Raw genomic sequence first — 13,435 nt, forward strand, 5'->3', positions numbered from 1 at the left:
GCTTGTGGGGCGACGCGCCTGCGCGCAAGGCAGAACTGGCCTTAAGGCCATGAAATTAATTGATTGCGGGTCATAACGTGCGTCATAAAACCGCCGCAAGTGTTTCACGCGCCTAACGGCTACGCTAAATATCGACCGCTAAGGCTTTTTGCTCAGGCCGCACCACCACACTTGCTTCCTGCTCTGGCAACGGGCGAAATGATCCGTTCATCGCCGCCAACGAGAAAATTGTATGCCCCTCGAGACCTTGATTCGCCGATCCAGTCTGCCGTGCCCCGTTGTCAGCGCAGCTCAGGCATCCGAGTGGCTGGCGATCCACTATGGCTTGACTGGAAAAATCAAGGAATTGGGCAGCCATCAGGATCGAAATTTTCGCGTGGAGAGTGAAGACGGCTCCGGTGCTAAACGGCGCTACGTTTTGAAAATATGCCACGGCGCCTATTCGGTCGACGAACTTGCCGCCCAACATGCAGCGCTGCGGCATTTGGCCGTCAATTCCCAAGTCATAGTGCCAGCCGTTATCGCCGCGCTTAACGGCGAAGACTTGCTGACGCTGGAAGTGAACGGCAGCTTGGTGCATGTCCGGTTGCTGGAGTTCATCGACGGCCAGTCCATTGCGCATGTCGCCCATCTCGGCCGGGATGTGGTGGTGGCGCTGGCCGAGCTCTGTGCCGAGGTCGACGTGGCGCTGGCAGGTTTTGAACACCCAGGTCTTGACCGGATCTTGCAATGGGACCCGCGTCACGCCAGTGCGCTGGTCAAACATCTGTCGCCGGTCATCGATAATGCAGACGAACGCGCGTGCATCAGCGACGCCGCCGAACAGGCCCACGCGCGATTGCTGCCCTTGATTGCAGCGTTGCCCTTGCAAGCGATTCATCTGGACATCACCGAATACAACGTCGTGTGGGCCAAAGATGCCCATCGCCAGTGGCAGCTTCAGGGGCTGATCGATTTCGGCGATCTGGTCAAAACCTGGCGCATTGCGGACCTGTCCGTCACCTGCGCCGCTTTACTGCATCACGCCAATGGCGATCCTCTTTATCTACTGTCAGCAATTAAGGCCTATCACGCCATCAACCCGCTGAGACGCGAAGAGTGGCAGGCGTTATGGCCGTTAATCGTGGCCCGTTCGGCCGTGCTGGTGTTAAGCAGCGAGCAGCAGGCCAGTATCGAACCGGACAACGCGTACATTCAGGCGAATCTGGCCAGCGAGTGGAATATTTTCGACGTCGCGACATCCGTGTCCATGCCATTGATGGAAGCCGCGATTCTGCAGGCAGTGGGCTTGCTTGAGCTGTCAGATGCTTTTCCGGTCAGATCGCCTTTGCTGCCGACATTGAGCAAGCACGCGTTTATAGCGGTGGATCTCGGCGTACTCAGCGAACATTTTGTGGCCGGGAACTGGGAGCAGAGCGGCATCGATGAGCGTTTGCTCCAGCACGCAGCGCACGCAACGGGCGTGGCTGGTAGTCGCTACGGGGAGTATCGGCTGTCGCGCACTCAGCCCGATTGCGCCACTGAACCCGACACCTTTGCGCTGCACGTTGAGCTGCACATCACTGACGCGGCCCCGGTTCATGCGCCGTTTGACGGTGTGCTGGGCCACACGGCGGACGCAGCGTTAGTACTGGTCGGCGATTGCGGGGTTCTGCGGCTTTGGGGTGTGAAATCGGACTTTGATTCGGGCACGAGCCTGAGTGCTGGCGACGTCATCGGGCAGGTCGCGGGTTCGGTGATCGTTCAGGTTTGCCGAGACCCTGAGCTGAGTCCCCCATTATTTGTCACGCCGTCGTGGGCGCCGGCCTGGCAAGCGCTATGCCCTTCGCCCAAAGCCATGCTGGGGTTCGATTGCGACGCGCCGGCGCTGGATGATTCTGCCCGGTTGCTGGCCCGTCGCGATGCCAGTTTTGCGCGCTCGCAAAAGCACTATTACGCCGCTCCGCCGCATATCGAACGTGGCTGGCGCAATCACCTGATCGACATGCAGGGCCGCTCCTATCTCGACATGCTCAACAACGTGGCGGTGCTGGGCCATGGGCACCCGCGCATGGCTGACGTCGCCAGTCGGCAATGGTCGTTGCTCAATACCAACTCGCGCTTTCATTACGCGGCGATTGCCGAATTTTCCGAGCGTCTGTTGCAGCTGGCGCCGGAAGGTATGGATCGGGTGTTTCTGGTCAATAGCGGCACCGAAGCCAATGATCTGGCGATCCGGCTGGCGTGGGCCTACAGCGGCGGGCGGGATGTATTGAGCGTGCTGGAGGCGTATCACGGCTGGTCGGTGGCGACCGATGCCATTTCGACTTCGATTGCCGACAACCCGCAAGCGCTGAGTACGCGGCCTGATTGGGTGCATCCGGTGACGGCGCCGAATACTTATCGCGGCGAGTTTCGAGGCCCTGACAGTGCGCCGGCCTATGTGCGCAGTGTCGAAGCGCATCTGGCAACGCTGGCTGAACAGCAGCGTCAGGTGGCTGGGTATATTTGCGAGCCCGTGTACGGCAATGCTGGCGGGATTTCGTTGCCGCTGGGCTATTTGAAAGAGGTCTATGAGCAGGTTCGCGCGCACGGTGGCGTGTGCATCGCCGACGAAGTGCAGGTGGGTTACGGCCGTTTGGGCGAGTATTTCTGGGGCTTCGAGGAGCAGGGCGTGGTGCCGGACATCATCACCATGGCTAAAAGTATGGGCAATGGCCATCCACTGGGCGCTGTGATCACTCGGCGGGAAATTGCCGAGGCACTGGAAGCCGAGGGTTATTTTTTCTCATCGTCGGGAGGCAGTCCGGTCAGTTGCCGGATCGGCATGGCGGTGCTCGATGTCATGGAGGAAGAACAGCTGTGGGAAAACGCCAAAGTCGTGGGCGGTTATTTCAAAGCGCGACTGCTGGCGCTGATCGATAAACATCCGCTGGTGGGCGCGGTGCATGGCAGCGGATTCTACCTGGGCGTCGAATTGGTCCGGGATCGCGAGACGCTGCAACCGGCCACCGAAGAGACGACTTATTTGTGTGATCGACTGCGGGAGCTGGGCATTTTCATGCAGCCCACGGGTGATTATTTGAACATCCTCAAGATCAAACCGCCGATGGTGACGACGCGGCGGAGTGTGGATTTCTTTGTCGATCATGTGTCGAAGGTGTTGGGCGAGTTGGAATGACTTGGCGGCTGATGAGGGCTGTTGGCCTGCAAGTATCTTCTTGTGGGAGCGGACCTGTCCGCGAAGAGGATGGTACATCCGGTCTATCTTTATGGGCTGAGAATCCGTATTCGCGGACAGGTCCGCTCCCACTGTGGTAGCGGTATTTCAGATTAATATCGGCTATAGAGCTATTTGGCTCTGCTCATAGTGATCTTTATTGTTTTATTACCGATTTTTATCGGCTATAAAGCGTCCTGATTTCACGGCACAACTCTGCCAAGACCGTCCACCGGAGTCCTGAAACCCATGACGACACTCAACAGCACCCCACGCGCCGATGGCTTCTACATGCCTGCCGAGTGGGCGCCACAGACTCAAACCTGGATGGTCTGGCCTGAGCGTCCGGACAACTGGCGTCTGGGCGGCAAGCCGGTGCAGACCGCGCACGTTGCCGTGGCCAAGGCCATCGCGCGTTTCGAGCCGGTGACGGTTGCAGTGTCTGCCGGGCAATACGACAACGCCCGTGCTCGTCTCGATGTGCCGAATATCCGCGTTGTCGAAATCAGCAACAACGACGCCTGGGTGCGCGACACCGGCCCGACCTTCGTCATCAATGACAGCGGCGAAGTGCGCGGCGTGAACTGGGGTTTCAACGCCTGGGGTGGTTTCGACGGCGGCCTGTATGCGCCTTGGAACCTTGATGAACAGCTCGGCGGCAAGGTCCTGGAAATCGAGCGTTGCCCGCGCTACGTCACCGAAGGCTTCGTGCTCGAAGGCGGCTCGATTCACGTCGACGGCGAAGGCACTTTGATTACCACCGAAGAATGCCTGCTCAACCGCAATCGCAACCCGCATCTGTCCCGCGAAGAGATCGAAGCGGTGTTGCGCGATCACCTGTCGGTGGAAAAGATCATCTGGCTGCCGGATGGCCTGTTCAATGACGAAACCGACGGCCATGTGGATAACTTCTGTTGCTACGTGCGCCCCGGCGAAGTGCTGTTGGCCTGGACGGATGATCCGCAAGACCCAAACTTCCCCCGTTGCCAGGCAGCGATGGCTGTTCTGGAAAATACCCGCGACGCCAAAGGGCGGCCGATCATCGTGCACAAGATGCCGATTCCGGGACCATTGTTCGCGACCGAGGAAGAATGCGCAGGCGTCGATCAAGTGCACGGCAGCCAGGAACGCAACCCATCGGTGCGTCTGGCGGGTTCTTATGTGAATTTTCTGATCGTCAACGGCGGCATCATCGCCCCCAGTTTTGACGATCCGCTGGACCAGGTCGCTCACGACCTTCTCCAGCAGTTGTTCCCGGAGCACGAAGTAGTGATGGTTCCAGGCCGCGAGTTGCTACTCGGCGGCGGCAATATTCACTGCCTGACGCAGCAACAGCCGGCGCCTCATCGCGGCTGAGTTGGTTCGCTTCTTGCTGTCATCAAGCCCATCAGACGATGGGCTTTTTTTTGCCTGACTATTCATGCGGATCTGCGAGAAATTCTATCGCCGGTGACTTAATGTCCGCCCGTTCCGTTCGTCTGTCACAAAAGCTCCGTAGATTTCGCAGTCCAAAGACGTATAGAGGTTGTCACCTATGAACGCAGGTTATGAGCCGCGCATGGCTCAAGGTTTGTCTGCGAGCAATGAAGCACGGCAGATGATGGCGGACTGGTTACGGATAACCCGAGCACCCAAAATAGAAGCGCCCGACTACCGCACGATGCTGCTGCAGCGTTACCCCAAAGGATTGATTAACGACGCCGAACTCGAAGCGTTACTGGGCATTCTTTACAACTGATTTGCGTCGCGACCGCATGAGTCGTGAGCGCGGCAATTCATTTCGTCATTCATCGAATTGACACTCATCGGCAGTCGCGGATAGGATTCGCGCCTTCACTGCCCCGTGGCTAAACGCCATATACGTGCATCAGTAGTCCACTGCGATGATTTCGTGCGGGCTTTCGAGGCTGTCTATGCTCGAGAGACGCAATTACCTGTCTGGGTATTTGCCACGGCGCATGATCAATCCGCTGACAAGGACAACAAGATGAACACACGTATTGGCATGCTCGCGCTGAGCATCATGACTGTGACGACTGCTACCCAGGCGTTCGCCGACGGCCAGGCGGATGCAAAAGGCTTCGTGGAAGACAGCAGCCTCAAGCTGCGCCTGCGTAACGCCTACATTAGTCGCGATTATAAAGACGGTCGCGACGACAAGGCCGAGTGGGGCCAGGCTTTCATGGCCAATTACGCGTCGGGCTTCACCCAGGGCACCGTGGGTTTCGGCGTTGACGCATTCGGCCTTTACGCCAAGCGTCTGGACGGCGGCAAGGGCAAAAGTGGGGCGGGCGGCATCGACTTCTTCCGCAAAGGCGACAACGGCACTGGCGACGCAGCTGATGACTTGTCGCGTTTTGGTGGCGCGGTCAAAGCGCGTTTTTCCAACACCGAGCTCAAATACGGCGACATGATGCCGGAGCTGCCAGTCCTCAGTTACGACAACTCGCGTCTGCTGCCTGAGTCATACACCGGCACCATGATCACTTCCAAAGAGATCAAGGGCCTGGAACTGGTCGCTGGCCGCTTCACCGCTCAAACCCGCAAGAGCGCCCAAGGCCGAGACAGCGGTGATGTCAAAAGCATCAACGTCTACGGCGGCAGCTACAAATTCAACGAAGCCTTCAGCGCAGCGTTCTACGGCTCCGACGTTGAAGACGTGCTGAAAAAACAGTACCTGAATCTGAACTACGTGTTCGCGATGCCGAAAGACCAGTCGCTGACTTTCGACTTCAACGGCTACAAGACCAAGCTCGACAAGGACTTCGCGGTCGACGACGCCCGTGACAACAAGATCTGGAGCCTGGCCGCAACCTGGGCCGTGGGCATCCACTCCTTCACCATCGCGCATCAGCGCAGCACTGGCGAAACCGGCTACAACTATGGCGGCTACCGCAACGACGGCGGCGTGGGCGATGGCGGCAACAGCATCTACCTGGCCAACTCGTACTGGTCCGACTTCAACGGCAAGGACGAGCGCTCCTGGCAGTTGGGCTACGGCGTGAACCTGTCGACCGTCGTCACTCCCGGCCTGAGCTATCGCATCGCCTACGTGCGCGGTGACAACATTGACGACGGCAGCAACCGTGGCAATGGCGACGAGCACGAACTGTTCAGCCAATTGACCTATGTCGTCCAAAGCGGCCCGGCGAAAGACCTGTCCGTCCGCCTGCGTAACTCGATCCTGAAAGTGTCGAACAACGCCAGCAACTACAACGCCGAAGGCAACGAAACCCGCATCTTCGTCGATTACCCGATCAACGTCTTCTGAGTTGAGCGGCCAATAAAAAACGCCCCGGTCTATGGATCGGGGCGTTTTTGCTTTCGTAACCTGTCCCATAGCAATATGGGAGCAACTGTCTTCCCTCTGATTACTGTCGCCTGACATTAAGTCTTCGCGGACAAGTCCGCTCTCAAGGGTTTTGTGATCGACCGGTATTCTGCAAACACCACAAATTCCCTGTAGGAGCCAACGAGCCCGTGCGAGGCCGCGATGCGGTGTGTCAGGCAAATTGCATCGCAGCCTCGCGCTGCTCGTCAGCTCCCACGGGTTTGGCGTCAGCCCCTGATAACGGTAGCGGCTCAAATCCAATGTGGGAGCGGACCTGTCCGCGAATACGGTATTTCAGACACGACAAGGTGCCGGTTGTACTGACCTCTTCGCGGACGGGTCCGCTCCCACGGGACGGTTTGCTACCATCGCCCCATTTCGACTCCGGAAAGTCCATCCCATGGCCCTCGCCGCCCCACCCGATCTCACCAACACCGCCGTCGCCGTGCAGCCGCTGTCGCGCACGTATCCGCGTGGGCAGTACATCGAGCCGCATGAGCATGATTGGGGGCAGGTGCTGTACGCGATGTCGGGAGTGATGTGGGTCGAGACGCCCCATGAGGCGCTGGTTGTCCCGCCGCAGCGGGCGGTGTGGTTGCCACCGGGCGTGCCGCACGGGATTCGGGTGGTGTCGGATCTGCAGATGCGCAACATCTACCTGCGCCCCGAGATCGCTCAAACCCTGGAAACCACCGTGCAGGTGTTTGAGGTCGGCGGCCTGCTGCGCGAGCTGATCCTCAATCTGGTGGCCGAAGCCGACAAGAACTCTGCGTATTACAACGCTTTGGTCGCGCTTTCTTTGCTGGAGCTTCAGCGCGCCAAACGTTCGCTGTTGAAAGTGCCGATGCCGGACAGTTCCGACCGGCGCCTGATGAACCTCTGCCAAGCCGTGATGATCGAGCCGTCCCTGGATATGTCGTTCGAGCAGCACGCCGAAAACGCTGGGGCCAGTGTCCGCACCCTCGCTCGGCTGTTTCAGTCGGTGCTTGGCATGGGCTTCGCTGAGTGGCGCAGGCAGGTGCAGTTGGCAACGGCTGTGGCGGAAATCATTCAAGGGGTGCCGGTCAGCAGAATCGCCCGATCAATGGGCTATTCACCGAGCAGCTTCAGCGACATGTTCCGCCGCGAACTGGGCATGCCGCCTTCGCAATACCCCCTAGGCGCGCAGGCATAGCTGACCCTTGCAGCCCAGCCTGTCCGAAATTCAGAAGCACTTGGCCGATAGCCACGCCAGTGCGTCCCTAAACTCTGGTCATCGCTAAACGCAAACGAGCCGCCGTCGCGCAGCCCGATGCACAGCCCCGGAGTTGACCATGAGCTACGTTATTTCACTCGCAATCGGCATCGCCGTCGGCCTGCTCTACGGCGCGCTGGATTTCCGTTCACCCGCGCCGCCGTTGATCGCGCTGGTGGGTTTGCTGGGCATGCAGGCTGGTGAACAGCTATGGCCAATGGGCCGTCAGCTTTTGGCGAACTGGATAGCCTGAATAACGATGCCGATCCCTGACCTCTTCTGGAAACCACACCCATGCACGCACTGCAATTTTCACGAACCGGCGACTTGGCTGCGCTGGAATACGTCGAGCTGCCGACCCCGACCCCCGCGCCTGGAGAGGTCTTGGTGCAAATTAAGGCGGCTGGGTTGAACCCCAGCGACGTGAAAAACGTCCTCGGCCGCTTTCCCTACACCACGATGCCCCGTATTCCCGGCCGGGACTTTGCCGGCGTCGTCGTTGATGGCCCGCAGGAGTTGATAGGCCAAGAGGTCTGGGGCACCGGTAAAGAGCTGGGTTTTGTAAGCGACGGATCACACGCCGCTTACCTCACGCTGCCCGTGAACGGCATCGCGCTCAAACCCAAATGCCTGAGCTTCGCTCAAGCTGCCAGCCTGGGCGTTCCGTACACCACAGCGTGGGACGCGTTGCAGCGCAGTCTGGTCGATGGCAATACTCGATTGCTGGTGATCGGCGCCAACGGCGCAGTCGGCAGCGCGGCGTTGGCACTGGCCAAGGTGCTGGGGGCGAAGGTCCTCGCAGCGGTGCGTCGCCCGGAACAACTCAAGGGCTTGGCCGCCGAAGGTTATGACGCGATCCTGCTGGATAAAGGCGAGGATTTGGCCGCACAGGTCAAAGCGTTCTTCCCCGAAGGCGCCGACGTGATTTTCGACACCACTGGCTTTTGGTTGCCGGCGTCCGTTACCGCCTTGGCCCCCTTCGGCCGCATCGCCATCATCGCCGCCCCGGTGGACGGCCACGTGCAGCTCCCGGCGTTGGCGCTGTACCGCAAAGGTGGCTCGGTGGTCGGCATCAACTCGCTGTTGTGTGGCGTCGAGGCCTGCGCCCGGATGCTGGAGCATTTTGGAAAGTGGTTCGATGATGCAGCGTTGCCCCTGCCGACCGGATTACTGGAATCCCCACTGATTGAAGGACTGCAGCGGTATGCGCAAGTGAATGCGGGCGGGGCCGATAAAGTGATTTTGATTCCCTGAAGAGAGTACGTCCGGCTCCTTTCTGATCCAAGGCATCGGCTCAGCGCGTGGGCAGGCCGTTTAGATAGTCGTCGATCAGTTGGTTGATCGTGCCATCGCGCCTTAGCCCCTCAACGGCTTGGCTGAGCGAATCAACCAGCGCCGGATTGCACGACTTCGAGCAAGCCAGATACAGGTCCGCCGTCATCACCGGCGGACTCATTTTCAGCGGGCGCCCCGACAGCTGGCGCCAGATGTACTGGCTTTCCGGCACGCCGTTGAACCAGGCGTCGACCCGTCCGCGCAGCAGCATCTGCGCAGGGTTCTCGCCGATTTTCAGCGGATAGATCTGGTCGTCGCGAAAGCCTTCGTCCCGCAGTTTCTGCTCCTGCGCGCTACCCATTCCCACGGCGATCAGGCCGTAAGTCTTCTTGGCCTCGGCGAAAGACTCCACCCGTTTGTTCAACGTGAAGAAGGCACGGTCCATCGTCATGATCGGCGCAATCCACGTGTAGTTATCTTCCCGCTCAGGCGTGCGAGACAGCGGCACGATCAGCCGGTCCGAGCCGGTCTGCACGTCTTTTTGAGCGCGCGCCCACGGCAGAGAGACCAGCCGCAGCTCATACCCTGCAATGGCAGCCGCTTTAAACGCCACCTCGCCCAGGATGCCGTGACTGTCACCTTGACTCAGCATGCTCAGCGGCGGCGCTTCGCCCACGTACAGGTCGACCGTACGTGTCGGGGCGGCGAGCGAACCCAAGGCGTACAGCAGCAAAATAACGCTTGTGAAAATAGAAGCTGACAGCGGTCCGGTACGACGATAAACCCCGGTTATGCGACTCATGGCAGTGAGACTCAAAAGGATGCTGTGAGCAGTTTAGCTGGGGATCAGAGGGAAGGGATTTTCTGTGGGGCCACTTTCTGTAGGAACCAACTTGTTCGCGAGGCGTTTTACCGGGTGTGTCTGGGATAACGCTTCGCGAACAAGTTCGCTCCTACAGTACTGATTTATCACCCAGCCAGGTTGTATTCGCCACCCTGTTTCATCGCCGCCTGATACGCAGGACGCTGCTGAAAACGCTGTGTCCAGGCCTTCAGGTGCGGGTAGTCAGCGAGCAGGCCCTGCTGATTGGCCACTTCACCGATGAAACTCATCTGAATGTCCGCACCGCTCAGTTCATCACCCATCAGGTAATCGAACTGGCTCAGCGCCTTGTCCAGATAACCCAGGTAATTCTTCAGCTCGCTGTCGATGCGCGGACGCAGCGGCGCACCTGCATCGCCCAAGCGGCCAACGTACAGATTAAGCATCAGCGGCAACATGGCCGAGCCTTCAGCGAAATGCAGCCACTGCACGTACTCGTCATAAGTCGCTGTAGACGGGTCCGGCTGCAAGGCGCCGTTGCCATGACGTCGAATCAGATAATCGACGATGGCTCCGGATTCAATCAGCGTGTGCGGTCCGTCCTGAATGACAGGCGACTTGCCCAGCGGGTTGATCGCTTTCAATTCCGGCGGCGCCAGATTGGTCTTTGGGTCGCGCGAATAACGCTTCACTTCGTACGGCACGCCCAGCTCTTCAAGCAGCCAGAGAATACGTTGCGAGCGCGAGTTGTTGAGGTGGTGAACGGTAATCATGGGCAGGTCCGTTGGTGGAGGAGGGAAGACCTGCTGCACCGATCGCATTGCCGTGCAGGGTCTTAAAAGCAGACCTCGCTGAATGGGCGGAGTGCCTGATTTCTACGCGCACCGTTTTCAGGCCTTGGGCGGAAGGCTTTCCAGCCGCGCCTGCACAGCGTCATCAAAAATGATGTAAAGCGTTTCGATATCGCCCTTGCGCACGCGCTTGTCGGACTCCAGATCGTGGATGAAGCTGATCTGCACTTCGGCTTCGCTCTCAACTTCCTCGCGGGTATTGGCCCCTTCAAGGGAGCGCAACAGTCTGTCGATGGGTGTACGAATCTGTTTGTGAAGCTTGATCTGATCGAGCTTGTACTGCGGGCTGTTTTCGTCTGTGTCGGTATTCATGTGGTCGTGAACTCGCTGCTGCCGGGTTTGTGAGAGCCGTACTTGGATTCGTAGCCTGTCCCGAGCTTGGCGGCCTGCGCTTGGGCCAGCTCTTGGGAGGCGAAGATATCGACGAAGCGCCAGGGTGTGCGACGGATGACTGCCCACCCGAGGACGTGAGTGGGGTTGTTCGGATCCTTCGGTAGGGCTCGGACTAGGCTGACGAGGGTCATGAGGACTCCGTGGCGCGAAGGGTGGGGTGGGAAGATAGCATTTTGAAGAGGTGGGGATTTGGGAGTGGTTGCTGTTTTTCGGTAATGCCGAGCATCTCGCTGACTATCAGAGAAGTCCTACGGGGGTTGGTATTTTTAGCCGAGCAGCGTTTCGGGATGTCTGGGTTATGTAGGAGAAGGCGTAGCGATGGTTGAGAGTTTTCCCGTCCAGCGAATAGACGTTTGAGGAAGTTAGCCTCGGTATGGTTCATCCAAGCTTAAAGACCTTAACCGGGAGAGCTTGGAATGTCGGAGTTTTATAAGTATTTCAAAGAGAATATGGAAAGCTTGGGGCTGGAAGCGCCTGAATCGCTTTTCGGGAAAGTGACAACTGCAGCGGCCACTGCGAACACAATTCTTAGTCAAATCGAGAAGCACGGTAAGACCGTGACAGTAGGGGAGCTGATTCGGGCAGGTACAAGAATGGAGCAACTAACGATGGTTGGGGCTTGCTCCGCTGCCTATTACGTTGGGGCAGTGATCGGTAGCATCGCTGTAGCCACCGGTAGGATTTTAGGAAACGGAACGTCGCTTTCAGATGTTCTGTTAAGCGCCCGCAGGGAAGGACTTTACCGTGAATGGCTGGTGGGTTGTTTCCGAGTTTATCCAGGTATTTATGAGCCTGATCAGCCGAATAGAGCTAACCACCACGTGATGCGGTACCTGGCATGAACGACTCATTGCTATTGATATTGGCAGCAGCGCTGGTTGCTTTAGCAGCGTGGGCTTTCTGGCATTATTTTGGGGAAGAGGCGGTGGACGCTTATACCGCAGTGATGGCTGTGCTTCTTGTCTTGGATAATGTGCGTCTGCGTCGAGCTTTGAAAAAATAGTTCGAAGCTGGGATTGCTCTACCTCAATACAGCTTGGCGGCGGCCAGCCTCAACCGTTCAACCGACGATTCAATGGCCTCGATGCTCAAGCTGATATCCAGGTGTCCCCGGTTTGACTGCCTGTGGGCAGAAAAAAGCAGGTGGCCGGACATCACCGCAGAGAGCTGCTCGAAATGCGCAGCAGTTTCTTCGAGGTCACGTTTCATGTTCGACAGCGTTACAAGCATGGATCAAGCTCTCCAGAGGGATGACGCAATGGCCGTTTCCGAAGAGTCGGAGGGCCAAAATCCGGGCAGCGCAGCAAGAGGTCGTCTGCGCAAAGTGCCGGTTAACGTGCCGTATTCAAACTTCATCCATCCGGCGGGGCCAATGAGTTGGCTCAATAGCTGCTCCATGCGAAAGCTATCGGAAACGTGCGCGGATTCTTGAGGGTGAGTGGGGGAGAGGGAAGCAATTTTAATTCGCCACGCAATCGCGATAACGCCGAGCTAAACGGGGACGAACCTTCGTCGCTAAAACGATGCTGATCCGCCCCTCGCTCGTGGCGCATTACCTACCTGTTGGCACCGTGACCGCCGAACTGCCCACCTTGGCGATCGACACCTCAATCAACGCCCTCGCAGCTTCGAGCTGATGCACGACAGACCGAGCCAAAGGCCGGAATTCCAGCGTGCAGTTATCGGCGACTTCATAGGCGGTGGCTGCGGCGCAGGCGAGGTATTCGGAGGCGGTGAGCAATGCGTCTTCAACTCTGACGCCGGGGTTGACCGAGAACAGGCTCAGGTTGCCGAGGTTGGCGTTAGTGCAGGTTGGTTTTGAAGCGGGTGTTTCGGGCGGGTGAGGGGTGGATCTGATCATGGTGTCTCTCCTGACTTGGATGAGACCGACACCGTTCGCGACTAAACGAATAGGTGGCGGCTGTACGCGGGTTAGTCGACCGGGAAGTCAGGCACCCGGCGCACCCGAAGGTGCCCCTCGTACAGCCACCATAAAAGGACAGAACCGATGTCGACGACAGCGGTTCTGGTTATGGGGCGTTACGCGCCTGACGTGTGTTCGGGCGACTAAACCCGGTCGTTGTTTGCAACGACACGCGGGAAGGTAGTCGCCCGATCCGGCGCGTTCAAGCGGTCGGGAGGATATCGCTTAATTTCAGAAGCGTCCTACTGGATTTGGGACTTTTTGTATAGGTTGGGCGGGGAGGTAGTGCGGTGGTGTTGCGAGGGGAGGCTTCGCGAGCAAGCTCACTCCTACAGGATTGGCGGCGTGCCTGACGGCAGCAAATTCGGCACAAACAAAAAAGGCCCACCTTTCGGTGAGCCTCTT

Annotated in this window: 15 protein-coding genes; 9 read left to right on the forward strand and 6 right to left on the reverse strand. The window is 58.5% G+C overall.

Annotated features, from left to right (window positions below):
- Positions 1–232: 232 nt before the first annotated feature.
- The 7 genes from ACWKWM_RS01270 to ACWKWM_RS01300 all read left to right on the forward strand — a co-directional run bounded on the left by ACWKWM_RS01270 (position 233) and on the right by ACWKWM_RS01300 (position 9,018).
- Positions 233–3,160 (forward strand): aminotransferase, encoded by a 2,928-nt coding sequence (locus tag ACWKWM_RS01270; protein WP_483844375.1) that lies wholly within the window; start codon positions 233–235, stop codon positions 3,158–3,160.
- A 288-nt stretch (positions 3,161–3,448) separates the two neighbouring features.
- The gene (aguA, locus tag ACWKWM_RS01275; RefSeq protein WP_483835016.1) at positions 3,449–4,555 is read left to right on the forward strand and encodes an agmatine deiminase; all 1,107 of its coding nucleotides are present in this window, start codon (positions 3,449–3,451) and stop codon (positions 4,553–4,555) included.
- A gap of 178 nt (positions 4,556–4,733) precedes the next feature.
- Positions 4,734–4,937, forward strand: a complete 204-nt coding sequence (locus ACWKWM_RS01280) for a hypothetical protein (RefSeq protein ID WP_483844376.1) — start codon at positions 4,734–4,736, stop codon at positions 4,935–4,937.
- 249 nt (positions 4,938–5,186) lie between these two features.
- Positions 5,187–6,470, forward strand: a complete 1,284-nt coding sequence (locus ACWKWM_RS01285) for an OprD family porin (RefSeq protein WP_483844377.1) — start codon at positions 5,187–5,189, stop codon at positions 6,468–6,470.
- A 460-nt stretch (positions 6,471–6,930) separates the two neighbouring features.
- On the forward strand, positions 6,931–7,704 hold the full coding sequence (locus ACWKWM_RS01290; RefSeq protein WP_483844378.1) for an AraC family transcriptional regulator: 774 nt from the start codon (positions 6,931–6,933) through the stop codon (positions 7,702–7,704).
- Positions 7,705–7,843: 139 nt separating this feature from the next.
- Positions 7,844–8,017 (forward strand): DUF1427 family protein, encoded by a 174-nt coding sequence (locus tag ACWKWM_RS01295; RefSeq protein WP_483835010.1) that lies wholly within the window; start codon positions 7,844–7,846, stop codon positions 8,015–8,017.
- A 41-nt stretch (positions 8,018–8,058) separates the two neighbouring features.
- Positions 8,059–9,018, forward strand: a complete 960-nt coding sequence (locus ACWKWM_RS01300; RefSeq protein ID WP_483844379.1) for a quinone oxidoreductase family protein — start codon at positions 8,059–8,061, stop codon at positions 9,016–9,018.
- Positions 9,019–9,058: 40 nt separating this feature from the next.
- Here the strand turns inward: ACWKWM_RS01300 and ACWKWM_RS01305 are convergent, their stop codons facing one another.
- The 4 genes from ACWKWM_RS01305 to ACWKWM_RS01320 all read right to left on the reverse strand — a co-directional run bounded on the left by ACWKWM_RS01305 (position 9,059) and on the right by ACWKWM_RS01320 (position 11,237).
- A complete protein-coding gene (locus tag ACWKWM_RS01305) occupies positions 9,059–9,841 on the reverse strand; it encodes a substrate-binding periplasmic protein (protein ID WP_483844380.1) in 783 nt (260 codons plus the stop codon).
- A 167-nt stretch (positions 9,842–10,008) separates the two neighbouring features.
- On the reverse strand, positions 10,009–10,635 hold the full coding sequence (locus ACWKWM_RS01310; RefSeq protein WP_483844381.1) for a glutathione S-transferase family protein: 627 nt from the start codon (positions 10,633–10,635) through the stop codon (positions 10,009–10,011).
- A gap of 117 nt (positions 10,636–10,752) precedes the next feature.
- Entirely contained in the window at positions 10,753–11,025 is a 273-nt protein-coding gene (locus tag ACWKWM_RS01315) for a hypothetical protein (protein WP_483844382.1), read from the reverse strand.
- On the reverse strand, positions 11,022–11,237 hold the full coding sequence (locus tag ACWKWM_RS01320; RefSeq protein WP_483844383.1) for a hypothetical protein: 216 nt from the start codon (positions 11,235–11,237) through the stop codon (positions 11,022–11,024). Before ACWKWM_RS01320 ends, ACWKWM_RS01315 begins: the two co-directional genes overlap by 4 nt.
- Before the next feature lie 285 nt (positions 11,238–11,522).
- Here ACWKWM_RS01320 and ACWKWM_RS01325 point away from each other — a divergent pair, with 285 nt between their 5' ends.
- Positions 11,523–11,948, forward strand: coding sequence for a hypothetical protein (locus ACWKWM_RS01325; RefSeq protein WP_483844384.1), 426 nt, complete (start codon positions 11,523–11,525; stop codon positions 11,946–11,948).
- Entirely contained in the window at positions 11,945–12,109 is a 165-nt protein-coding gene (locus tag ACWKWM_RS01330; RefSeq protein WP_483844385.1) for a hypothetical protein, read from the forward strand. The genes ACWKWM_RS01325 and ACWKWM_RS01330 overlap by 4 nt, the downstream gene beginning before the upstream one ends.
- A gap of 23 nt (positions 12,110–12,132) precedes the next feature.
- On the opposite strand, the gene ACWKWM_RS01335 is transcribed toward ACWKWM_RS01330, so the two are convergent.
- The gene (locus ACWKWM_RS01335; protein ID WP_483844386.1) at positions 12,133–12,336 is read right to left on the reverse strand and encodes a hypothetical protein; all 204 of its coding nucleotides are present in this window, start codon (positions 12,334–12,336) and stop codon (positions 12,133–12,135) included.
- 322 nt (positions 12,337–12,658) lie between these two features.
- Positions 12,659–12,967, reverse strand: a complete 309-nt coding sequence (locus ACWKWM_RS01340; RefSeq protein ID WP_483844387.1) for a DUF6124 family protein — start codon at positions 12,965–12,967, stop codon at positions 12,659–12,661.
- Between the last annotated feature and the right edge of the window lie 468 nt (positions 12,968–13,435).

It is taken from the genome of Pseudomonas rosaeacicularis, assembly GCF_057128745.1.

Excerpts from the sequence above, each read along its gene's own strand:
- ACWKWM_RS01270 (WP_483844375.1), top strand. The coding sequence starts at position 233 with ATGCCCCTCGAGACCTTGATTCGCCGATCCAGTCTGCCGTGCCCCGTT.
- aguA (WP_483835016.1), top strand. The coding sequence starts at position 3,449 with ATGACGACACTCAACAGCACCCCACGCGCCGATGGCTTCTACATGCCT.
- ACWKWM_RS01280 (WP_483844376.1), top strand. The coding sequence starts at position 4,734 with ATGAACGCAGGTTATGAGCCGCGCATGGCTCAAGGTTTGTCTGCGAGC.
- ACWKWM_RS01285 (WP_483844377.1), top strand. The coding sequence starts at position 5,187 with ATGAACACACGTATTGGCATGCTCGCGCTGAGCATCATGACTGTGACG.
- ACWKWM_RS01290 (WP_483844378.1), top strand. The coding sequence starts at position 6,931 with ATGGCCCTCGCCGCCCCACCCGATCTCACCAACACCGCCGTCGCCGTG.
- ACWKWM_RS01295 (WP_483835010.1), top strand. The coding sequence starts at position 7,844 with ATGAGCTACGTTATTTCACTCGCAATCGGCATCGCCGTCGGCCTGCTC.
- ACWKWM_RS01300 (WP_483844379.1), top strand. The coding sequence starts at position 8,059 with ATGCACGCACTGCAATTTTCACGAACCGGCGACTTGGCTGCGCTGGAA.
- ACWKWM_RS01305 (WP_483844380.1), bottom strand. The coding sequence starts at position 9,841 with ATGAGTCGCATAACCGGGGTTTATCGTCGTACCGGACCGCTGTCAGCT.
- ACWKWM_RS01310 (WP_483844381.1), bottom strand. The coding sequence starts at position 10,635 with ATGATTACCGTTCACCACCTCAACAACTCGCGCTCGCAACGTATTCTC.
- ACWKWM_RS01315 (WP_483844382.1), bottom strand. The coding sequence starts at position 11,025 with ATGAATACCGACACAGACGAAAACAGCCCGCAGTACAAGCTCGATCAG.
- ACWKWM_RS01320 (WP_483844383.1), bottom strand. The coding sequence starts at position 11,237 with ATGACCCTCGTCAGCCTAGTCCGAGCCCTACCGAAGGATCCGAACAAC.
- ACWKWM_RS01325 (WP_483844384.1), top strand. The coding sequence starts at position 11,523 with ATGTCGGAGTTTTATAAGTATTTCAAAGAGAATATGGAAAGCTTGGGG.
- ACWKWM_RS01330 (WP_483844385.1), top strand. The coding sequence starts at position 11,945 with ATGAACGACTCATTGCTATTGATATTGGCAGCAGCGCTGGTTGCTTTA.
- ACWKWM_RS01335 (WP_483844386.1), bottom strand. The coding sequence starts at position 12,336 with ATGCTTGTAACGCTGTCGAACATGAAACGTGACCTCGAAGAAACTGCT.
- ACWKWM_RS01340 (WP_483844387.1), bottom strand. The coding sequence starts at position 12,967 with ATGATCAGATCCACCCCTCACCCGCCCGAAACACCCGCTTCAAAACCA.